Annotated in this window: 20 protein-coding genes; 12 read left to right on the forward strand and 8 right to left on the reverse strand. The window is 64.0% G+C overall.

Annotated elements, in window-relative coordinates; translation table 11 throughout:
* Positions 1-30: 30 nt before the first annotated feature.
* From ACEN8U_RS11975 to ACEN8U_RS12000, 6 genes are read left to right on the forward strand one after another with little or no spacing between them, the layout of a single operon-like run.
* Complete coding sequence (locus tag ACEN8U_RS11975; protein WP_310105028.1) at positions 31-747, forward strand: c-type cytochrome; 717 nt, start codon at positions 31-33, stop codon at positions 745-747.
* A complete protein-coding gene (locus ACEN8U_RS11980) occupies positions 744-2084 on the forward strand; it encodes a cytochrome c (protein WP_310105025.1) in 1341 nt (446 codons plus the stop codon). Before ACEN8U_RS11975 ends, ACEN8U_RS11980 begins: the two co-directional genes overlap by 4 nt.
* Positions 2085-2136: 52 nt before the next feature.
* Positions 2137-2313, forward strand: a complete 177-nt coding sequence (locus ACEN8U_RS11985) for a hypothetical protein (protein WP_013587070.1) — start codon at positions 2137-2139, stop codon at positions 2311-2313.
* Positions 2314-2315: 2 nt separating this feature from the next.
* Complete coding sequence (locus ACEN8U_RS11990; protein ID WP_310105023.1) at positions 2316-2897, forward strand: cytochrome C oxidase subunit II; 582 nt, start codon at positions 2316-2318, stop codon at positions 2895-2897.
* Entirely contained in the window at positions 2884-4509 is a 1626-nt protein-coding gene (locus ACEN8U_RS11995; protein WP_015001569.1) for a b(o/a)3-type cytochrome-c oxidase subunit 1, read from the forward strand. The genes ACEN8U_RS11990 and ACEN8U_RS11995 overlap by 14 nt, the downstream gene beginning before the upstream one ends.
* The gene (locus ACEN8U_RS12000) at positions 4506-5315 is read left to right on the forward strand and encodes a c-type cytochrome (RefSeq protein ID WP_310105020.1); all 810 of its coding nucleotides are present in this window, start codon (positions 4506-4508) and stop codon (positions 5313-5315) included. The genes ACEN8U_RS11995 and ACEN8U_RS12000 overlap by 4 nt, the downstream gene beginning before the upstream one ends.
* Before the next feature lie 273 nt (positions 5316-5588).
* Here the strand turns inward: ACEN8U_RS12000 and ACEN8U_RS12005 are convergent, their stop codons facing one another.
* Positions 5589-7220, reverse strand: coding sequence for a methyl-accepting chemotaxis protein (locus ACEN8U_RS12005; protein WP_310105017.1), 1632 nt, complete (start codon positions 7218-7220; stop codon positions 5589-5591).
* 236 nt (positions 7221-7456) lie between these two features.
* On the opposite strand from ACEN8U_RS12005, the gene ACEN8U_RS12010 reads away from it, so the two are divergent.
* Entirely contained in the window at positions 7457-8257 is an 801-nt protein-coding gene (locus tag ACEN8U_RS12010; RefSeq protein ID WP_310105013.1) for a hypothetical protein, read from the forward strand.
* Positions 8258-8329: 72 nt separating this feature from the next.
* Here the strand turns inward: ACEN8U_RS12010 and ACEN8U_RS12015 are convergent, their stop codons facing one another.
* Entirely contained in the window at positions 8330-8866 is a 537-nt protein-coding gene (locus tag ACEN8U_RS12015; RefSeq protein ID WP_310105010.1) for a single-stranded DNA-binding protein, read from the reverse strand.
* A gap of 167 nt (positions 8867-9033) precedes the next feature.
* Positions 9034-10221, reverse strand: coding sequence for an MFS transporter (locus tag ACEN8U_RS12020; RefSeq protein WP_028361637.1), 1188 nt, complete (start codon positions 10219-10221; stop codon positions 9034-9036).
* 362 nt (positions 10222-10583) lie between these two features.
* On the opposite strand from ACEN8U_RS12020, the gene uvrA reads away from it, so the two are divergent.
* Together uvrA and ACEN8U_RS12030 are read left to right on the forward strand one after the other, a co-directional pair.
* On the forward strand, positions 10584-13457 hold the full coding sequence (gene uvrA, locus ACEN8U_RS12025; protein ID WP_015001564.1) for an excinuclease ABC subunit UvrA: 2874 nt from the start codon (positions 10584-10586) through the stop codon (positions 13455-13457).
* A gap of 33 nt (positions 13458-13490) precedes the next feature.
* Positions 13491-14576 (forward strand): AI-2E family transporter, encoded by a 1086-nt coding sequence (locus tag ACEN8U_RS12030; protein ID WP_013587061.1) that lies wholly within the window; start codon positions 13491-13493, stop codon positions 14574-14576.
* 77 nt (positions 14577-14653) lie between these two features.
* Here the strand turns inward: ACEN8U_RS12030 and purU are convergent, their stop codons facing one another.
* From purU to ACEN8U_RS12055, 5 genes are all read right to left on the reverse strand, one after another.
* Positions 14654-15523, reverse strand: coding sequence for a formyltetrahydrofolate deformylase (gene purU / locus ACEN8U_RS12035; protein WP_013587058.1), 870 nt, complete (start codon positions 15521-15523; stop codon positions 14654-14656).
* Between the two features lie 69 nt (positions 15524-15592).
* Positions 15593-16444, reverse strand: coding sequence for an NUDIX hydrolase (locus ACEN8U_RS12040; protein ID WP_310105007.1), 852 nt, complete (start codon positions 16442-16444; stop codon positions 15593-15595).
* A gap of 59 nt (positions 16445-16503) precedes the next feature.
* Complete coding sequence (locus ACEN8U_RS12045; protein WP_015001561.1) at positions 16504-17118, reverse strand: LysE family translocator; 615 nt, start codon at positions 17116-17118, stop codon at positions 16504-16506.
* A 51-nt stretch (positions 17119-17169) separates the two neighbouring features.
* Positions 17170-17736, reverse strand: a complete 567-nt coding sequence (locus ACEN8U_RS12050) for an adenine phosphoribosyltransferase (protein ID WP_015001560.1) — start codon at positions 17734-17736, stop codon at positions 17170-17172.
* 71 nt (positions 17737-17807) lie between these two features.
* Positions 17808-19811 carry a cation:proton antiporter gene (locus ACEN8U_RS12055; RefSeq protein ID WP_310105001.1) on the reverse strand — a complete coding sequence of 668 codons (2004 nt, stop codon included), beginning with the start codon at positions 19809-19811 and terminating at the stop codon, positions 17808-17810.
* 174 nt (positions 19812-19985) lie between these two features.
* Between ACEN8U_RS12055 and kdsD the strand changes: the two genes are divergently transcribed.
* The 3 genes from kdsD to lptC are packed head-to-tail and all read left to right on the forward strand — an operon-like array spanning position 19986 to position 22137.
* Complete coding sequence (kdsD, locus tag ACEN8U_RS12060; protein ID WP_013587053.1) at positions 19986-20969, forward strand: arabinose 5-phosphate isomerase KdsD; 984 nt, start codon at positions 19986-19988, stop codon at positions 20967-20969.
* Positions 20969-21529 (forward strand): KdsC family phosphatase, encoded by a 561-nt coding sequence (locus ACEN8U_RS12065; RefSeq protein ID WP_013587052.1) that lies wholly within the window; start codon positions 20969-20971, stop codon positions 21527-21529. Before kdsD ends, ACEN8U_RS12065 begins: the two co-directional genes overlap by 1 nt.
* Complete coding sequence (lptC, locus tag ACEN8U_RS12070; protein WP_013587051.1) at positions 21526-22137, forward strand: LPS export ABC transporter periplasmic protein LptC; 612 nt, start codon at positions 21526-21528, stop codon at positions 22135-22137. The genes ACEN8U_RS12065 and lptC overlap by 4 nt, the downstream gene beginning before the upstream one ends.
* The last annotated feature ends 13 nt before the right edge of the window (positions 22138-22150 follow it).

Genomic DNA, 22150 nt, shown 5'->3' on the forward strand with positions numbered 1-22150 from the left:
GATAAAAGAACGTTCCCAGCGAGGCCCGACGTGCATCGTAGAGCATTGGGATTTGCCGTTTTATTCGTGCTCCACGTAGTGTGGAGCGGCACCGCGCTCGCGGCCGGCGCTGCGGCCGGCGCAATGCCTTCGGCCATGGACGAACGCGTGCGTGCCTGCACCTCGTGCCATGGCGTGCAAGGTCAAGGCCTCAACAACGATTATTTCCCGCGCATCGCCGGCAAACCCGCCGAGTATCTGTTCAATCAGCTAACCGCATTTCGTGACGGCGGCCGCACCTATCCGCCCATGGGTTATCTGGTTGCTTTTCTGCCCGACGACTATCTGCGCAAAATCAGTCAGTATTTCGCCGATCTTCAGCCGCCCTATCCGAACGCCGATCAATCCGACGTCACGCCCGCGGTGCTCGCCGCCGGTCAGCGGCTCGTCACGCAAGGCGATCCGGCGCGCAAGATTCCCGCGTGCATCGCGTGTCATGGTGCGCGCATGACCGGTCAGCAGCCGGGCATTCCTGGCCTCCTCGGTCTGCATGCGAGCTATATCGCCGGGCAAATGGGCACCTGGCGCTCCGGCACGCGCCATGCGCTCGCGCCCGACTGCATGCGCTCCATTGCCGTCAAGCTCACCGACAAGGACATCACCGCCGTCTCCACGTGGCTTGCGCGCCAACCGCGCCCAGCCGATCCGCGGCCCGAGCCGGCATCGGCGCAACGGTTGCCTCTCGCCTGCGGGAGCCAACCGCAATGAAATCGCTACTTCGTTGTTCTCGCCTGATGACGCGCCGCCGCTTCTCGCTGATCGTCGTTGCAGCGCTCGTGGCCGGTAGCGCGACGCTCGCCCGCGTGTCCGCGCCGTTGCCAACCTTCGTCGCGCAGGCGCGCGCCGCGGAAAGCGCGGCGGCCAAAGCCGCCAGTTGGGCGGACACTCGCCCGGACATCGTCAAACGCGGCGAATACCTCGCGCGCGCAGGCGACTGCGTGGCCTGCCACACCGCGCCGCGCGGCAAGCTGTTCGCGGGCGGCCTTCCGATGGAAACGCCGTTCGGCACGCTCTACTCGCCGAACATCACGCCGGACGCGCAATACGGCATCGGCACATGGAGCGAGGAGGCGTTCTTCCGCATGATGCGCACAGGCATCACGCCCGAAGGCGCGCTGCTCTACCCGGCCATGCCGATCGCGCAATACACCAAGGTGACGCGCGAGGATTCGGACGCGATCTTCGCCTATCTGAAATCCGTCGAGCCGGTGCGCGAGGCGAACCGCAAGCACACGCTGCGCTTTCCGTACAACCAGCGCAAATTGCTGTACGGCTGGCGCACGCTGTATTTCCGCGAAGGCGAATTCAAGCCCGATCCGACGCGTTCGGTGGAATGGAATCGCGGCGCGTATCTCGTCGAAGGGCTCGGGCACTGCACCATGTGCCACACCAAGATCAACATGCTCGGCGGCTCGTCGCAAAGCGAGCAGTTCGCGGGCGGTCTGATTCCGGTGCAGAACTGGTATGCACCGTCGCTCACCTCCGACAAGGACGGCGGGCTCGGCGACTGGAGCATCAAGGACATCGTCGATCTGCTGCAGGCGGGCATTTCGGACCGCGGCGCGGTGTACGGCCCGATGGCCGAAGTCACGTACCACAGCCTGCAATACATGACCGACCAAGACGTCAAGGCCATGGCCGTCTATCTGAAGACGCTGCCCGACAATTCCGGCCGCAAGTCCGGCCCGACTGCGGCGACCGACACGAACCTGTTCGCGCTCGGCGAAAAGATCTACGCGGACAAATGCGCGCTGTGTCACGGCGCGAAAGGCGAAGGTCAGTTGCAGCACTATCCGCCGCTCGCGGGCAACCAGTCGATCGAAATGGATTCCTCGGTCAACCCGATCCGCATCGTGCTGAATGGCGGCTTCCCGCCTGGCACGAAACGCAATCCGGAGCCTTACGGCATGCCTCCTTTTGCGCACGAATTGAACGACACGGAAGCCGCCGCCGTCGTGACGTATATCCGCACTGCGTGGGGCAATCACGGCAAGCCCGTGACCGCGCACGAGGTCAACGAACTGCGCAACGCGCCGCTGCATTAACGACGCGGCGGCCGCGCACCCGCCGCTGCATCGGAAACTGGAGAAGCCTTGAATGGAAGCGAACGATACGCGCGCTGCGCGCCCGTCCACGGATGAAGAAGTCGACCGCGTGGTAGCCGCCGGTCCGCACGGCGCCGTTGCCGTGGCGGGCGTGGCCACGCTGATCGTCATGGCGATCTGGTTCGCCTTCTACTTCCTTGTGTTCCTGCCGCGCGGCGTCGTGCACTGATCATGTCCACCCATTCCCCCGACTCCCAGCATCAACCCGGCAGCGGCCACGCAGTCGCCGTGCGTGCGGAACGCCGCTGGGCAATTTTCGCGAGCGCGCTGATCGTGCTGATGCTCGCCGTGATCGTCTTCTCCGGACTGCATTGGGCGATGATGCCGCCGTCACGCGTCGAGACCATCGACCCGTCGCGTCTGCAACTCTCCGGCGAATTCGTCGAAGACAATCTCGGCAGCGCGGTCGAGCCGGACGGCTCGGTCGTGGTGCGTTTCATCGCGCAGCAGTACTCGTTCACGCCGCAGTGCCTGCTCGTGCCCGCGGACACGCCGATCACGATTCGCGCGACGAGCGCCGACGTCGTGCACGGCCTGCTCGTCACCGACACCAACATCAACACGATGGTCGTGCCCGGCTACGTCGCGACGCTGAATACGCGCTTCGACACGCCCGCCAATCACACTATGCCCTGTCACGAGTTCTGCGGCTTCGGCCATCAGGCCATGTGGGCGCATGTCAAGGTGATCGACAAAGCGGCTTTCTTCGAACAGGCCCGACAATCACGGAGGCTCAGCTGTGTTTCACGCTAAGCGACTCGTTCTCGCGCATTTCTGGCTCGCCTTCATCGCGTTCATCATTGCGCTCTTTCTCGGCGCCTGGCAGATGCTGGTGCGCAGCCCGCTCGCCCCGTGGATCGGCGACCCCGAGCTGTACTACCGCTCGGTCACCGCGCACGGCTCGGTCATGGCCTACGTGCTGCCGACCCTCGTCTCGATGGGCTTCGGCTACGCCATTGTCGAACTCGCGCTCGCGCAGCGCCTCGCCGGCCTCAAATGGGCGTGGGCCGCGTTCATCATGCTGGCGGTCGGCGCGGCGATGGCGATGGTGCCCGTCGCGCTCGGCAAGGCCTCGGTGCTTTACACGTTCTATCCGCCGATGATCGGCAGTCCGTTCTATTACCTGGGCGTGGTGCTGGTCGTGGTCGGTTCGTGGATCTGGGTCGCGCTGATGCACGTGAACCTGCGCATCTGGCGCCGCGCGAACCCCGGCAAGCCGGTGCCGCTCGCCATGTTCGCGAACGTGGCCGGTGCGTACTTGTGGGCGTGGACTGCCATCGGCGCCGCGCTCGAAATCCTGTTGCAGATTCTGCCGGTCGCCTTCGGCCTCAAGAATACGATCGACGCCGGCCTGTCACGCGTACTGTTTTCGTGGACGCTGCACGCAATCGTCTACTTCTGGCTGATTCCCGCCTACATCGCCTACTACACGCTGGTGCCGCGGGCGATCGGCGGGCGGCTCTACAGCGATTCGATGGCGCGCGTGTCGTTCATTCTATTTCTCGTGTTCGCGATGCCGATCGGCATTCACCATCTGTTCGCGGATCCGCAGGTCGGCTCGGGCTTCAAGTTCCTGCACGCGGTCTTTACCGGCATGGTTTCCGTGCCCACGCTGCTGACCGTGTTCACGATCTGCGCGTCGGTGGAAATCGCCGGCCGGCTGCGCGGCGGCAAGGGCGCGTTCGGCTGGCTCACGGCGTTGCCCTGGCAAAATCCGATGATGCTCGTCGTCGCGTTCTCATTCGTGATGCTCGGCCTCGGCGGCGCCGGCGGTCTCATCAATATGAGCTACCAGTTGAATACCACGGTGCACAACACGCAATGGGTCACGGGGCACTTCCATCTGATCTTCGGCGGCGCGATCGTCATCATGTACTTCGCGATTGCCTATGAACTGTGGCCGCAATTGACCGGCCGCGCAATCGTCTCGCTGAAGCTCGTGCGCACGCAGTTGTGGCTGTGGTTCATCGGCATGCTCGTGGTGACGCTGCCGTGGCACTACGTCGGCCTGCTCGGCGCGCCGCGCCGCATGGCTTATTACGATTACCACATGCCGGGCCTCGAGTCGCAGGCGTTCTGGGTCGGCATGTCGGCGGTGGGCGGCCTGATTCTCGTGGTGTCGGGCGTGCTCTTCATCTACATTCTCGCGAAGTCGCAATTCGGTCCGGCGGTTCAGCAACAAGGCTTCCGTTTCTCGACTGCGGTGCATCCCGTCGAACGCGTGCCGGCCGCGCTCAATACCTTCGGCTTGTGGGTGGCGTTGATGATCGGTCTGACCGTCGTCAACTACAGCGTGCCGATCGTTCAATTGCTGAAACTGCCGCAGACTTCGGTGCCGGCGGTTGTCGTTGGAGCACAGCGATGAACCAGGAACGCGTCTTCAGCTTGCGCAACCCGTGGTTCACGGTAAGCGTCGGGGGCACGCTCGCGATTGCCATCATCTCGATACTGATCGGCTTCATCTGGCTGCCGTCCGCGAATAGCGCGTTTGCGGGCCGCGACTTATGGGCAACCATCTGCAGCGCGGCGGGCGCGCCGTCGAGCTGGTATAGCGGCACGAATGTCGCCGGCCCGGCGCCGAGCAACGTGGTGGTCTTGCCGCCGCTGCGGCACGTGAAAGCCGACGCCATTTCGATTGGACGCGGGGCGACGATCGCCACGCAAAATTGTTCGATGTGCCACGGCGTGCTCGGCACCGTGCAAATCACGGCGCCGGCATTGGCCGGCCAATACGCGGACGTCGTGTACAAGGAATTGCGCGATTTTCAGCAGGGCGTGAGGCAGAACGCGATCATGCAGCCGATCGTCGCGGCTCGCAGCGATCAGGACCTGCACGATCTCGCCGCTTACTATGCGTCGCTGCCTCGGGGTCCGGCGGCGGAAGTCGCGCCGACCGGCAGCACGCCCGATGCCAACGCGGTGCGCCTCGCGATGCAGGGCGATCCGCAGCGCAACATCGCACCGTGCGCGGCCTGCCACGGCCAGCTCGACCGCAAGGGCTCGGCGCCCTGGCTCGGCGGCCAGTCGTCGGTTTATCTTGCGGCGCAAATGCGGGCTTTTGCTTCGGGCGCACGTCGTAACGACATCAACGAGCAGATGCGCAATGTGGCGCGCCACATGACATCGGCGGAAATTGACAGCCTGGCAAAGTACTACGCAGCCCAGCAGTAGAAGAAGAAAAAGCAGCAGCGAATAGAGCGCGACCGCCGCGGCGCGCGAAGCGCCGCCGGAAGAATGACTGCCTTGTCACTCACGCGGAATGTGCGAGAACACAGATTCCAGATGCACCACTGCCCCCTGCAAGCCAGGGGACCCGCTTATGAGCTAGCGGTGTAAAGCCGCTTTCTTTGCCTACTTTCTTTGCGGCATGCAAAGAAAGTAGGTGCCGCCCCGCACAGGGCAACACCAATAGACCACCGTGAGAACAAGGAAAGGCCAAGGGTTTTAAGAAGAAAGCGCCGCTGCCCCGACACCTTGCTCTTCCCGCGCACCCGCGACGCCGTGCAAAGCCGTCACCCCGCCCTCGGTCCGAAACACAGCCACCGCGGAAGTCAACCTCCCCGCCTGCTCCTCCAGCGAACTCGCCGCCGCCGCGGCCTGCTCGACAAGCGCGGCATTCTGCTGCGTGACCTCATCCATTTGCGCGACGGCGAGATTCACCTGATCGATGCCGGTGCTCTGCTCGGTGGCCGCCGCCGCAATCTCGCCCATGATCGAGCTGACGCGCGAGATAGCCTGCACGATGTCGCTCATCGTGGAGCCCGAGCGTTCGACGAGATGCGAGCCGCTTTCCACCCGCGCGGTCGACGCCTCGATCAGCGTTTTGATCTCCTTCGCCGCCGAAGCGCTTCGCTGTGCCAACGAACGCACCTCGCTCGCGACGACCGCAAAACCCCGCCCCTGCTCGCCGGCGCGCGCGGCCTCGACCGCGGCGTTCAGCGCGAGAATGTTGGTCTGAAAAGCGATCCCTTCGATCACGCCGACAATATCGGCAATACGCTTCGAGTCGTCGACGATCTCGTGCATGGTCCCGACCACCTTCTCCGTGAGCTCGCCGCCCTGCGCGGCCAGCGTCGACGCCCCCTGCGCGAGCGAGCTCGCCTGCTTCGCGTTCTCCGCGGTCTGCTTGACCGTCGACGTGAGTTCCTCGATGCTCGCGGCCGTTTCCTCGAGCGACGCCGCTTGTTCCTCAGTACGTTGCGACAAATCCGTGTTGCCTGCTGCGATTTCGCTGACGCCACTGTCGATGGCTTCCGTGCCTTGGCGCACCGAGTTCACCGTCGCGATCAGCGACTCCTGCATTTTGCGCAGCGCGGCGGCGAGGCGTCCCATTTCGTTATTGCTCGTCACCACGATCCGGCCGGTCAGATCGCCATTGGCGATCCGTTGAAACTGCGCGACGGTGGCATCGACGGGACTCACGATAGCGCGCACCAGCACGGCGCGGCCGATCAACGAACCCAGCAGCGAGATCACAATGCCGATCGCCACCGTCACGCAAATCGCGTAAAACAGATCCTGTGCGCTCTGATAACGCTGGGCGCCGTGATCGAGTTGCAACTGCTCGAGCGCGAGCATCGCTTTTTCGTATGCGCTGTAGAGCGACGGTAGCTTGTGCGCCTGCAATTGCTGGAACGTGGGACGGTCGCCCGCTTTCAGCGCGTCGAATGCCGGTTGCACGCCCTCGCGCAGGAACGTGTCGCGCTTCGTCTGCATATCCTTGATCAGGCGCTGCTCGTTCTCGTCGGCGCTGGCGCGGCTCAAATAATGGGCAAGTCGTTCGTCCGACGCTTTCTGGTACTGGTCGAAACGTTTGAGCACGGCGTTTGCGCCGTCCTGATCGTTGAGATCCATGAGCGACGCGTACGTGGCCAGCGCGAGGCGCAGCCGCAGCAACTGGCCGGCGCTGCCTTCCAGGTCGGCGACGGCGGGCGTATCCACGGTGTACATCTGCTGCAGCGACGCGTTGCTCGAGCGCAGCGACAGTAGCCCGGCCGCGGCGCCCAGCAGCAGCGCGGCGGCAAAGAACGCGATCATCAAGGTAAGGCAACTGCGAATCGACAGATTTTTCAGCATCGGGCTAGTCTCCAGATTGGGCTGCCTGACCGAATACTCAGTGAAGGTGGCCCGGCCACGCATGCTGCGCCCAAGCCCGTTTTGGCATGGTCCGCAACTTTTGTCAGAATTTAAGCGAATGCCACACATAGGGACTACGGCTGAATGCCTGAAAACTTTATGGTGACGGCGCAAGCGTTTGCGTGACGTCAAGGGATGACGACGCCAAACGGCGCCAGCGCACTGGGAGCATTGCTATGTCGGAAATAGGCTCGGCTCTGCTGGTTTTCGTTCTGCTGCTCGTGGCGACCGGCTTCGGCGTGTGGGTGCGGCCGCTGCTGCCCGAGGAACACAAGGCGCACGAAACGGTGCAGCTCGTGCAACTGGTGATCGGCATGCTGGTGACGTTCGCCGCACTGGTGCTCGGTTTGATGACCGCGTCGGCGAAATCGAGCTTCGACACGGCGGCGAACGATTTGCGCACGTATGCCGCCGACATCATCGAGCTCGACATGACGCTGCGAGATTACGGCAGCGACACGGACGCGGCGCGCAAGCTGTTGCGCGTCTACACGGCGGCGGCGATTGCGTCGACGTGGCCGCGCGAAGCGGCTCCGGTCGGCGACTATCCGCGAAATCTCGGCTCGCCCGACAACTCGCCGAAGCTGGAAAACGTGCGGCTCGGCGAATTGCTGAGTGCCGTGGGCCGGCAATTGCGGCAGCTGCGCGCGCACGATCCGCTGCAACAGCGCGCGCTCGACGACGCTCTGACGCAATTTCGCCGGGTGGTGGACGCGCGGTGGAAGATCATCGAGGAGGCGCACAGTTCGATTTCGCAGCCCTTCTTCAAGACGCTGACGTTCTGGCTGTGCGTGATTTTTCTGAGCTTCGGGTTGATCGCACCGCGCAATGCGCTGGCGCTGGTGACGATTACGCTGGGCGCGGTGTCGATTGCGTCGGCAATCTATGTGATCGTGGATCTGGATACGCCGCTGACCGGGCCGATCATGATTTCCAGCTCGCCGATGCGGGACGCGCTAGAGCATTTGATGCGGTAGTGGCGCGTGGATATGAAAAAACCCCGCTGCATGAGCGGGGTTTGCTTGCTGATTTGGCAGCGGGAGTAGTTTTTAGAACGGAATATCGTCATCCATCTCATCAAACCCGGCACCGGCCGGCGCGCTCGGACGGCTGGAACCGCCACCGCCACCACCGCTGCTGCCGCCGCGCGAACCGCCGCCCGACATCGCGCGGCCGCCACCGCCGCCGCTGCGTTCCGACGGCTCGCCGCGGCTGTAGCCGCCTTCGTCGCCGCCGCCGCCCATCGAGCCGCCGCGACCGCCCAGCATCTGCATCTGTTCGGCGACGATTTCCGTGGAGTAACGGTCGGTGCCGTCCTGCGCCTGCCACTTACGGGTGCGAATGCGCCCTTCCAGATAGACCGACGAGCCTTTTTTCAGATATTCGGACACGATTTCCGCGAGACGGCCGAAGAACGACACACGGTGCCATTCGGTGGCCTCTTTCATTTCACCCGACGCTTTGTCCTTGTACCGATCCGTCGTGGCAAGGCGGATGTTCGCCACTGCGTCGCCGCTCGGAAGATAACGGACTTCCGGATCGGCTCCGAGATTGCCGACGAGAATAACCTTGTTCACGGATGCCATGAGTTTCTCCTGTTGATTCCATTGCGGACGGCACGGCAATTCGCGGTTTCCCGTCTCGCGGCCTGCGGGCCCGGGATCGGAAGTGCGCCTCTGCCCGCCGCCGGGTGAGTTCTGGGTGATGCCGGGCTAGACCCGAGTGTGCTGATCCCGCCGCGAAAACCGGGCTGTTACGCCTTGCGCGGCGGCTGTTTCATCCTGGCGGCGATTATAAGCCAGCAAAAGACGAGCCCTGAGCAGGTAAAAAACACCGCGCTCTGTCCGTCCACTTTCAGCAGCCAGCCGCCGATCATGCCGCCTAACGCCAGACCGATGGACTGCGTGGTGTTGTAGACGCCGGCCGCCGCGCCCTTGCGGTTGCCCGGCGCCAGTTTCGACACCAGCGAAGGCTGCGACGCCTCCAGAACATTGAAGCCGAGAAAGTACACAAAAAGGATGGCCGCCACACTCAGAATCGTATGCGGAGCGACGCCCAATAACAACTGTCCGAACAGGATAAGCGCGATAGCGGAAAGCAGCACGGTTTTCATATGTCCGCGCTTTTCGGCGGCGATGATGGCGGGGACCATCATCACGAAAGACAGGCCCATGACGGGCAAATACACTTTCCAGTGCGACGCGACGGGCAGGCCGCCCGCCTCGAGAATGCGCGGCACCACGAGGAACAACGCCGTTTGCGTGGCATGCAACACGAGCACGCCGAAATTCAGGCGCAGCAGCTCGACGTTGTGCAGCACTTCGGCGAACGGCGCGCGCACGTGCACGGGCTTCGGCGCATCGGGCACGACCCACAGCACGACGCCCACGGCCAGAATCGAGAACACGCCGACCAGCGCGAAGAGCCCGCTCATGCCGAGCCAGTGAAACACGATCGGCGCGCCGACAATCGCCACCGCGAACGAGATGCCGATGCTGCCGCCCACCATGGCCATGGCCTTCGTGCGGTGCTCCTCTGCAGTCAGGTCCGCAATGAACGCGATCACCGCGGACGACACCGCGCCCATGCCCTGAATCACCCGGCCGACGATGATCCACGTCATGTCGTGCGCGCCCGCCGCGACGAAGCTGCCAAGCGCGAAGATGAGAAGCCCGGTCGCAATGACCGGTTTGCGGCCCACCTTGTCGGAAATCCAGCCGTAAAAAATGTAGAGCATGGACTGCGTGACGCCGTAGGCGCCCAGCGCGATGCCGACGAGCAGCACGTTCTCGCCGCCGGGAATCGTCTTCGCGTAGATGGAGAACACCGGCATGATCATGAAGAGACCGAGCATGCGCAGCGCGAAGATGGCGGCAAGCGACACGGTCGCGCGCAGTTCAGGCGCGCTCATGCGTGAAGATGTGGCGGACGGATTGGACATCGGAAGCGTTCTTTGAATGAGCTGGCGGCGCGCTGCGGGCGCCACGACCGGACGGCTTTCCACATGAAGGCGGCGGCGCATGCGGCGCGGCCCGTTGGAAAACCGGACCGGCCACGCGGCGTTCGGACTCGTGCCTTGCAGGCGCCTCATGCCGGGAGCTGCGCGCCTTCGCACAGTTCACGGCGCCTTGTACTGACGGAAAACGGCCCCAGCTAGCTCTTTTGCCGCGACGCTCAACCGCAGTCTTACAGCATGCCCGAGGCCCTGTTCAGGCCGTCAGCAAGCCGTAACGGCGGCCTTGAAAAGTCGTTATAGTAGCAGGTTTAGCCTCTTCCTCTTTCCGCAGTTCATGGAATAAATCCGTGGAACAAATCCGTATTCGTGGGGCTCGCACCCACAACCTGAAGAACGTCAATCTCGACCTACCACGTCATCAGCTCGTCGTTATTACCGGTCTTTCCGGCTCGGGGAAATCGTCGCTCGCGTTCGACACGCTTTACGCGGAAGGGCAGCGGCGCTACGTCGAAAGCCTCTCTGCCTACGCACGTCAATTCCTGCAGTTGATGGAAAAGCCCGACGTCGATCTGATCGAAGGCCTGTCGCCGGCCATCTCGATCGAGCAGAAGGCCACCTCGCACAATCCGCGCTCCACGGTCGGCACGGTCACGGAGATCCACGACTACCTGCGGCTATTGTTCGCACGTGTCGGCACGCCTTATTGCCCGGACCATGAAATCCCGCTCGAGGCGCAAAGCGTGTCGCAAATGGTCGACGCCGCGCTCGCGCTGCCGGAAGAAACGAAGCTGATGATCCTCGCGCCCGTGGTCGCCGACCGCAAGGGCGAGCACGTCGAACTGTTCGAGGAGATGCAGGCGCAGGGCTTCATCCGGTTTCGCGTGCGCTCGGGCGGCGGCACCGCCAACGAAGGCGCCGCGAAAATCTACGAAGTCGACTCGCTGCCGAAGCTGAAGAAGAACGACAAGCACACCATCGACGTCGTGGTGGACCGCCTGAAGGTGCGGCCCGACATGAAGCAGCGTCTCGCGGAATCGTTCGAAACCGCGCTGCGTCTCGCCGACGGCCGGGCGATCGCGCTCGAAATGGACACGGACAAGGAGCATCTGTTCAGCTCGAAATTCGCCTGCCCGATCTGCTCGTATTCGCTGCAGGAACTGGAACCGCGGCTGTTCTCGTTCAACAACCCGATGGGCGCGTGCCCGGAATGCGACGGGCTCGGCCAGATCACCTTCTTCGATCCGAAGCGGGTGGTCGCGCATCCGTCGCTGTCGCTCGCGGCGGGCGCGGTGAAGGGCTGGGACCGGCGCAACCAGTTCTACTTCCAGATGCTGCAAAGCCTCGCCGCGTTCTACGACTTCGACATCGACACGGCCGTCGAAGACCTGCCGGAAAAAGTCCGCAAGATTCTGCTGTTCGGCTCGGGCAAGCAGGAAATTCCGTTCTCGTATATCAACGAGCGGGGCCGCGCGTCCGTTCGCGAGCATGTGTTCGAAGGCATCATTCCGAATCTGGAGCGCCGCTACCGCGAGACGGATTCGGCCGCGGTGCGCGAGGAACTTGCCAAGTATCAGAACAATCAGCCGTGTCCGGCTTGCGCGGGCACGCGGCTGCGCCGCGAAGCGCGCTTCGTGCGGATCGGCGCGGACGGCGACGCGCGCGGCATCTACGAAATCAGCGGCTGGCCGTTGCGCGACGCGCTCGGCTACTTCCAGACCTTGCGCCTCGAAGGCTCGAAGCGCGAGATCGCCGACAAGGTAGTGAAGGAAATCGTCGCGCGGCTCATGTTTCTGAACAATGTCGGGCTCGATTATCTGTCGCTCGAACGCAGCGCCGAAACGCTGTCGGGCGGCGAGGCGCAGCGCATCCGCCTCGCGTCGCAAATCGGCTCGGGCCTCACCGGCGTGATGTATGTGCTCGACGAGCCGTCCATCGGCCTTCATCAGCGCGACAACGACCGGTTGATCGCCACGCTCAAGCATCTGCGCGATCTGGGCAACTCGGTGATCGTGGTCGAACATGACGAAGACATGATCCGCATGGCCGACTACGTGGTCGACATGGGTCCGGGCGCGGGCGAGCACGGCGGCATGGTGATCGCCGAGGGCACGCCGGAACAGGTGCAAGGCAACCCGGCGTCGATGACGGGGCAGTATATGTCCGGCGCGCGCACCATCGAGTATCCGGACGAGCGCAAGGACCCGGACGAGCGGCGTCTGCGCATCGTGGAGGCGCACGGCAACAATCTGCGGCACGTCACACTCGATCTGCCGGTCGGCCTGCTCACGTGCGTGACCGGCGTGTCCGGCTCGGGCAAGTCCACGCTCATCAACGACACGCTGTATCAGGCCGTCGCGCAGCACCTTTACGGGTCGTCCACGGAGCCGGCGCCGTATGAGTCGATCGAGGGGCTCGAGCACTTCGACAAGGTGATCAACGTCGACCAGTCGCCGATCGGCCGCACGCCACGCTCCAATCCGGCCACCTACACGGGCCTCTTCACGCCGATCCGAGAGCTGTTCGCGGGCGTTCCCGCCGCCAAGGAGCGCGGTTACGACCCGGGCCGTTTCTCGTTCAACGTGAAGGGCGGGCGCTGCGAGTCCTGCCAGGGCGACGGCGTGCTCAAGGTCGAAATGCACTTTCTGCCGGACGTCTACGTGCCGTGCGACGTCTGCCACGGCAAACGCTACAACCGCGAAACGCTCGACGTGCAGTACAAAGGCAAGAACATCAGCGAAGTGCTCGACATGACGGTCGAACACGCGTACGAGTTCTTCAAGCCGGTGCCGGTCGTCGCGCGCAAGCTGAAAACGCTGCTCGACGTCGGCCTCGGCTATATCCGGCTCGGCCAGTCGGCAACCACGCTCTCCGGCGGCGAGGCGCAGCGGGTCAAACTATCTTTGGAACTGAGCAAGCGTGACACGGGTCGCACGCTATACATTCTCGACGAACCGACCACCGGATTGCACTTTCATGACATCGCCCTTTTGCTGGAAGTTATTCATCGGTTACGCGACCAGGGTAATACCGTCGTGATCATCGAGCATAATCTCGATGTAATCAAAACCGCCGACTGGGTCATCGACATGGGCCCGGAAGGCGGCGCGGGCGGCGGCCAGATCATCGCGCAGGGCACGCCCGAGCAGATTGCGAAGTCCAAGGCAAGTTTTACCGGTAGATACCTGGCGCCTTTGCTGAAACGCGCGGCCAGTAAAAAGTAACGCTGCACAACACGGGTTGGAGACGGATAAGCCATGGCCAAGCGGAATCAGGCGAGCGAAAACGGGCAAGTGCAGGACTTACGCCCACGCCCGGTCAGGCTGACCAGCAACATGAGTCTGCCGAAACTCTCGGCGGTCGAGATCGGCAGTTACGTGCTGATGCTGTTCGGAATGTGGGCGGTCATCCAGTTGCGGCTGCTCGGCGCGCTGCTCGCCGGGCTGCTGGTGTTCCAGCTGGTGCATACCATCGCGCCGCGCATCGAGCGTCATATGTCGAGCGGGCGGGCGCGCTGGCTGGCGGTGGTGATCCTCTCCACGGTGATCGTGGGCGCGCTCACGGGCCTGACGCTCGGCGTCATCGAGCACTTCGAGAACGACGTGCCGAGCGTGCAGAAGCTGCTTGACCAGGCGATGCAGCTGATCGACCAGGCGCGCGGGCGGATTCCGCAATTTATTGCGAGCTATCTGCCCGTCGACACCGAGCAGATGAAAACCCGCGCGGCCGAGCTGATGCAGACGCACGCGAACATGCTGCAGCAAAGCGGCAAGACGGCGGCGCGTGCGTTCACGCATATTCTGATCGGCATGATCATCGGGGCGATCATCGCGGTCAGCGCGCAAAAGCATATGCAGCGGCTGCCGCTGTCCACGGCGTTCGTCACGCGCGTGACACGTTTCGCCGACGCGTTTCGCCGCATCGTCTTCGCGCAGGTCAAGATTTCGGCCATCAATGCGGTGTTCACCGGCATCTTCCTGCTGATCGTTCTGCCGATTTTCCACGACCAGTTGCCGCTCTCGAAAACGCTGGTGCTGATCACGTTTATCGTCGGCTTGCTGCCGGTCATCGGCAATCTGATCTCGAATACGATCATCGTGGCGGTGGCGCTCTCGGTCAGCTTTCCCGCCGCGGTCATGTCGCTCGCGTTCCTGATCCTGATCCACAAGCTCGAATATTTCCTGAATGCGCGCATTGTCGGCGGGCAGATCGAGGCGCGCGCGTGGGAGCTGCTGGTCGCGATGCTCGTCATGGAAGCCGCGTTCGGCCTGCCCGGCGTGATCGCGGCGCCGATCTTTTATGCGTATATCAAGCGCGAGCTGATTTATCTGCGGCTGGTTTGAGCGCGCGAACTGCTTGCCGCGGCGCTCGCGGACATAAAAAACGGCACGACGGTGCCGTTTTTTTCGTCCTCAGGCGCCTAACGGAACACCACCGTCTTGCTGCCGTTCAGCACGACGCGATGCTCGACGTGCCACTTCACCGCGCGCGCGAGCGTCACGCATTCGACGTCGCGGCCAATCGCCGTCAACTGCTCCGGCGTCATGCTGTGGTCCACACGCTCCACTTCCTGCTCGATGATCGGACCTTCGTCCAGATCGGTCGTCACATAGTGCGCCGTGGCGCCGATCAGTTTCACGCCGCGGTCGAACGCCTGGTAATACGGCTTCGCGCCCTTGAAGCTCGGCAGGAACGAGTGGTGAATATTGATTGCGCGGCCGGCAAGCGCCTCGCACAATTTGGGCGACAGAATCTGCATATAGCGGGCGAGCACGACGAGATCGGCCTGATGCTCGTCGATCACTTCCAGCACGCGCGCTTCCTGCGCGGCCTTCGCCTCGGGCGTGCCGCCGAGCAGCGGGAAATGATGGAACGGAATGTCGTAGCTCGCGGCGAGCTGATAGAACTCCTTGTGGTTCGAGATGATCGCCGGAATCTCGATGTTCAGCTGACCCGTACGGTAGCGGAACAGCAGATCGTTCAGGCAATGACCGATCTTCGAGACCATGATCACGACGCGCGGCTTGACCGAGGCGTCATGCATTTCCCAGCTCATGCCGAACTGCGCGGCAAGCGTGTCGAACGAAGCGCGCAGCGCCTCGAGCCCCGGATCGCCGCCCACCTGCTGAAAATGCACGCGCATGAAGAACTCGCCGGTGCGGCTGTCGCCGAACTGCGCGGAGTCGAGAATATTGCTGCCGCGCTCGAACAGGAAGCCCGACACGGCGTGAACAATGCCGGGCCGGTCGGCGCACGACAGTTTGAGGATAAAGCTGTGATCGGTCGACATGACCTGGGTGACTCCCTTCTTCAATGCGTGGTTTGTTCGGTGTTGCAGCGTGGTGCGCGACGCCGGCGCTTACTCCAGCAGCGGCGGCGTGAACAAAGCCTCGATGCCCGCGCACGCCCCCTCGTCGATCCAGCGGCGGCGCAGCAGGCAATCGAGCGTCGCAAGGCTCGCGTCAACGGTCATCGCGCCTTCTTCGATCCAGCGCGCCACTTCGTCGATACGCGCAAGGCGATGCTCGCCGACTTCGCCGTCCTGATTGCGCGGCGCGAAGTCAGCCGGCAACGCGAGGTCGTAGATAAAGATCTGCTCGGCCTGCGTGCCTTCCGGTAACGATTGCAGCACGTGCGCGGTGCGGCCCGCCACGGCGCGCGCGGCGATCTCCTCGGGAATGCCTGCTTCTTCCCAGCACTCCTTGACGATCGTCGTCTCCACACTGAAGCCCCAGCCGATTCCGCCCGCCACCACGTTGTCGAGCATGCCCGGATCGGTCGCCTTGGTGTCGCTGCGGCGTGCGATCCACAATCGCGGCGCGCCGCCATCCGCGTATTCTACGACGCCGTTCAGATGCACCGCGTAGGTCATCGTGCCGAAAAAGCGCGACGCGGCGCGCTCGATGTATGCGAGCGGCCGCGCGTCGAATGCATTGCGGATGGCGTAGGTCTCGTCGCGCCAGCTGGGGATGCGCCCCTCGGCGGCGAGCGCGCCGATCACCGAAGCGAGCGCGGCGCTGCGCAGATCCACCGTATTGAAGGACGGCGCGAGCACCACGCGCGCGTTGTCGATCTCGAAGACGTCCGGCCAGCGCGCGAGCAGGTGCACGTCGCTCGAACGGATCCAGCCGACCCGTTCGGCGTCGATCCAGAACGGCAGATGCGCGGCAGCATCGAAGCGGCGCGCGGCAATCAGGCAAGGCAAACTCATTCAACACTCCCTACTTTCGGCGACGGCCGGACGCGAGCACAGGTCAACCGCCGCACCGATCAGTCGCGCAGCGCGACGCGAATTCCGAGCCCGATGAAGGTGGCGCCGGCAAGCCGGTCGAGCCACACGCCCACGCGCGGGCGACGCCGCAACCATCCGCCGATCATGCCGGCACAGACGCCGAACAGCGAAAAGACCACCAGCGTCTGCAACATGAACAGCGCGCCGAGTTCGAGCATCTGCACGGTGACGCTTTGTATACCACCGGTCTGCACGAATTGCGGCAGAAACACCACAAAGAACAGCGTCACCTTGGGATTGAGCAGATTGCCGAGCACGCTTTGGCGAAACACGGTCATCAACGGTTGAGGCGCGCGCTCGTGCGCGGTCGCGAGACCCTGGCTGCGCAGCGCCTTGATGCCGATCCACACGAGATACGCGGCGCCGGCGAGCTTGATCGCCTGAAACGCGAGCGGCGACGAGCGCAGCAGCGCCGCGACGCCGAGCGCGGCCAGTGTCATATGAAACGCGATGCCCGCCGCGAAGCCGAGCGCCGCGACGAGGCCCGCGGCGCGGCCTTGCGAGATGCCGCGCGCCAGCACTTGCAGATTGTCCGGGCCGGGCGCCATGGTGATGGCAATCGACGTGGCGAGAAATAATGCGAAGTTAGGCATACTGGTTATCGACCTTTCCTTGCGATTGATGCGAAGAGCCCCGCGCGACGCTCAATGGCCCGCGAAACTCGTCACCGTATAAAGCGGCAAACCGCCGCCCGCGAGCAGCTTCGAGCCGCCCAGGTCCGGCAAATCGATAATCGCGGCGCCTTCCACGACCACCGCGCCGAGCCGCTCGAGCAGAATCTTGCCGGCCATCATGGTGCCGCCGGTCGCAATCAGATCGTCGACGATCACCACGCGGTCGCCCGGCCTGCACGCGTCCTCGTGGATTTCCACGGTGGCCGTGCCGTACTCGAGCTCATACGATTGCGACGCGCGCTTGTAGGGCAGTTTGCCCGCCTTCCGGATCGGGATGAAACCGAGGTTCAGCTCATAGGCGAGAATCGGCCCGATGATGAACCCGCGCGCATCCAGACCGGCGATATAGTCGAGCTTGGCGTCGATATAACGCTGCACGAACAGGTCGATCAGCACGCGCAGCGACTTCGGCTCGCGCAACAGCGGCGTGATGTCGCGGAACTGCACGCCCGGCTGTGGCCAGTCGGCAACCGTGCGAATGTGACTCTTGATGTAGTCGGCCGCGTCGAGCGGCGCGCTCGCAAGCGCGTTTGACATGATGTCTCCGGAGGGACCTCGCAAGGTCCCATGAAAAGCTGAAATCAGCGGCGAGCCGTGCCGCACCTGAGCTACGCCGCGGCGGCGCCCGCGCGGCGGTGTTTCGAGAGCCGCTCCTCGGCTTGCGCCAGTTGCTCGGGCAAGCCGCGCAAGACGACGATGTCGCTCGCGCGCAGCTTGGTCGACGGGTCCGGCTCCACGCCGCGAATGCCGTGCCGGCGGATCGCGGTGACTTCCACGCCGAGTTCGTAGAGGCCGAGGTCCGCGAGCGTGCGGCCGACCGCATCGGCGTTTTCGTCGACCGGGACCGATTGTAGCCGCACCTGTTCGTGGCCGTCGTCGTCGTCCATGTCGTCGGCGCCGTGGAAGTAGCCGCGCAACAGCGCATAGCGTTCGTCGCGCATTTCCTCCACGCGACGCACCACACGGCGCATCGGCACGCCCATCACGACGAGCGTGTGCGAGGCGAGCATCAAGCTGCCCTCGACGATCTCCGGAATCACCTCCGTTGCGCCCGCGGCCAGCAGCTTTTCCAGATCGGCGTCGTCGACGGTACGAACGATCACCGGCAACGTGGGTTCCAGTTCGTGGATGTTGTGCAGCACGCGCAATGCCGACGGCGTGTTCGCATACGTGATCGCAATCGCCGCGGCGCGGTGGATGCCCGCGGCGAGCAGCGACTCGCGCCGCCCGGCGTCGCCGAACACGACGGATTCGCCCGCCGTCGCGGCCGCCTGCACGCGGTCCGGGTCGAGGTCGAGCGCGACATACGACAAACCTTCGTGTTCGAGCATGCGCGCGAGGTTCTGCCCCGAGCGGCCGTAGCCGCAGATGATCACGTGGCCGCTCTGCTTCAGGCTCTGCGTGGCGATGCGCGTCATCTGCAGCGATTGCATCATCCATTCAGTGGAAGACAGGCGCAGCACGATGCGGTCCGCGTTCTGGATCAGGAACGGCGCGGCGAGCATCGACAGCAGCATCGCCGCGAGAATGGCCTGGAGCAGCGTGGTGTCGACGAGGTGCTTGTCGAGAATCAGATTCAGCAGCACGAAGCCGAACTCGCCCGCTTGCGCGAGACCGATGCCGGTGCGCATGGCAACACCCGGCGATGCGCCGAACAGGCGCGAAAGCCCCGTGATCATCACCGCCTTCAGCAAGGTCGGACCGATCAGGAAGCCGAGCACGATCAGCGGATGCTGCCAGATCACGCGCGGATTCAGCAGCATGCCGGTCGTGATGAAGAAGAGCCCGAGCAGCACGTCGCGGAACGGCTTGATGTCCTCTTCCACCTGGTGGCGATAAGGCGTCTCGGCGATCAGCATACCGGCAATGAACGCGCCCAGCGCGAGCGAGAGGCCGAACTTGTCCGTGATGAACGCCGCGCCGAGCGTGACGAGCAGCAGGTTGAGAATGAACAGTTCCTGCGAGCGGCGCCGCGCGACCACGTTGAACCAGCGCGTCATGAAACGCTGTCCGACGATCAGGAGCAGCGACAGCGCGACGACGATCTTGATCGCGGCGACGCCGAGCGCATTGACGAGGTCTTTGGAGTCGCCGCCCAGCGCCGAAATGATGATAAGAAGCGGCACCACCGCCAGATCCTGGAACAGCAGCACACCGAAGATATTGCGGCCGTGCTCGGTCTCGATTTCGAGGCGCTCCGCGAGCATCTTGCTGACGATCGCCGTGGACGACATGGCGAGCGCGCCGCCGAGCGCGATACTCGCCTGCCACTTGATGTGCACCCAGCGCTCGAACACGAAGCCGAGCGTCACCGCGACCGCGATCGTGCCGAGCACCTGCAGGAGGCCCAAACCGAACACGAGCCGACGCATGGAGCGCAGTTTCGCGAGCGAAAACTCGAGGCCGATGGAAAACATCAGGAACACGACGCCGAATTCCGCGAGGTTCTGGGCGCCGACGGAATCCGGCACGAGGCCGAGCGCATGCGGTCCGACCACAATGCCGACGGTCAGATAGCCGAGCATCGGCGGAAGATTCAGAAAGCGAAAAATCACCACGCCCGCTACCGAAGCCAGCAGCAGGAACAGCGTCATTTCCAGCGGGGAAATCATCGGCAAAAACGCATGGGTGAAGCGTCCTCGTTCGTCAGCGGAACCGCGCACGCATGAGGCCGTGCGACAAGGTTGAGGGGCCGTTACAGGGGGCGATAAAAGAAGCCGATGAAGCCAGCAGTCTTGCACAGCAGGCCCGGCGCGGCGAACAAGCGCCTTTGCTATACTTCGCGAATGATAGCGAAAATCAATGGCGACCGGGCACTTGCGCTCGCTCGCGACGTGCTCGACATCGAAGCGGACGCCGTGCGCGCGCTTCGCGATCAACTCGACGGCGCCTTCGTCGGGGCGGTGGACTTCATCCTGGGCTGCCGTGGGCGTGTGGTCGTCTCCGGCATCGGCAAATCGGGGCACGTGGCGCGCAAGCTCGCGGCCACGCTCGCGAGCACGGGCACGCCGGCCTTTTTCGTGCATCCGGCAGAAGCAAGCCACGGCGACCTCGGCATGGTCACTGCCGACGACGTCTTCCTCGCGCTCTCCAATTCGGGTGAAACCGAAGAACTCGTCGCGATCCTGCCGCTCATCAAACGAATTGGCGCCAAGCTGATTGCCATGACCGGGCGGCCCGGCTCGAGCCTGGCGAAACTCGCCGACGTGCATCTGAATTCCGGCGTCGCCAAAGAAGCTTGCCCGATGAATCTTGCGCCCACCGCCAGCACCACCGCGGCGCTTGCGCTCGGCGACGCGCTCGCGGTCGCGGTGCTCGACGCGCGTGGCTTCGGCCGCGACGACTTCGCGCGCTCGCATCCCGGCGGCGCGCTCGGCCGGCGCCTGCTCACTTATGTGAGCGACGTGATGCGCACGGGCGACCAGGTGCCGAAAGTCACGCCCGAAGCAACCGTGCGCGACGCGCTGTTCCAGTTGACGGCCAAGCGCATGGGCATGACCGCGATTGTCGACCAGGAAGACCGCGTGAAAGGCATTTTCACCGACGGCGATCTGCGCCGCGTGCTGGAGCGCGACGGCGATTTCCGCGCGCTGTCCATCGCCGCGGTCATGACCGCCGACCCGCGCACCATCGGTCCGGACCACCTCGCCGTGGAAGCCGTGGAACTGATGGAGCGCCATCGCATCAATCAGATGCTGGTCGTCGACGAAGCAGGCAAGCTGATCGGCGCACTGAACATGCATGACCTGTTCTCGAAGAAGGTGATCTGATGGCCGTCGCGCCCCCAACCGCTACCGAACGCGCGAGCCGCGTGAAGCTGATGATTTTCGACGTCGACGGCGTGCTGACCGACGGCGGCCTGCTCTTCACGGCGGAAGGCGACACGATGAAAGGCTTCAATTCCATGGACGGCCACGGCATGAAGCTGCTCCGCCAGGCCGGCATTGAAACGGCGATCATCACCGGGCGCAAGTCGGGCATCGTCGCGGCGCGCGCGAAAGAAATGCACATCACGCACGTGTATCAGGGCGTCGAGAACAAGCCGCAGGCATTCGCGGAGCTGCTCGAAGCGACCGGCATGAGCGCCGAGGAATGCGGCTACATGGGCGACGACTGGGTCGATCTCGGCGTGATGCTGAAGGTCGGCTTCGCGGCGGCGCCGGCCAATTCGCATCCGGAAGTGATCGCACGGGCGCACTGGGTCAGCGAGGCGCGCGGCGGCCACGGCGCGGCGCGCGAAGTCTGCGACACCCTGCTGCGCGCGCAGCACAAGTACGAGGCGCTGCTCGCGGCCGCCTGTAGCGGCGAACAGCGGGGCCTCGTCGGATGAATAACACGTTCCGCCTGACTTCGCTGATTCCGCTCGTCGCCATGGCCGCCCTCGCGGGCTTTACGTGGTGGCTGCTGCAAGCCACGCTGCCGCGGCAGAACGAAGGCGCGGTGCGCCCGAAGGAACACACGCCGGATTATTTCGCCGACAATTTTTCGGTTTCCGAACTCGATCAGTCGGGCTCGACGCAGTATCGCCTGACCGCGCAGTCGCTGATTCATTATGAAGACGACGAACTGAGCGACCTCGTCAAGCCGGCCATGCGCGCGTTCCAGCCCGGCAAGCCCGTCGTCACCGCAACCGGCGACACCGGCAAGGTGAACGGCGACGCGTCCATCGTCGACCTGTACGGCAACGCCCGCATCCTGCGCGCGGCCGGCTACGGCGATCCGCAGATGCAGGCCGATTCCGAGCATTTTCGCGTGCTCGTGAACGACGATGTGATCGAGACGGAAAAGCCGGTTAAACTCCAGCGCGGCATGTCCATAATGACTGCCAGCGGCATGAACTACAACAACGTCACCCGGGTCATGAAGCTCTTCGGCAATGTGAAGGGCGCGATTGCCGCGTCCGAGGCCGGCGGCAGCTCGCCGAGGCAACCCGGGTAATCCCATTCCAGCG

The sequence above is a fragment of the Paraburkholderia phenoliruptrix genome (assembly GCF_047325075.1).
Classification (GTDB): Bacteria; Pseudomonadota; Gammaproteobacteria; order Burkholderiales; family Burkholderiaceae; genus Paraburkholderia; species Paraburkholderia phenoliruptrix.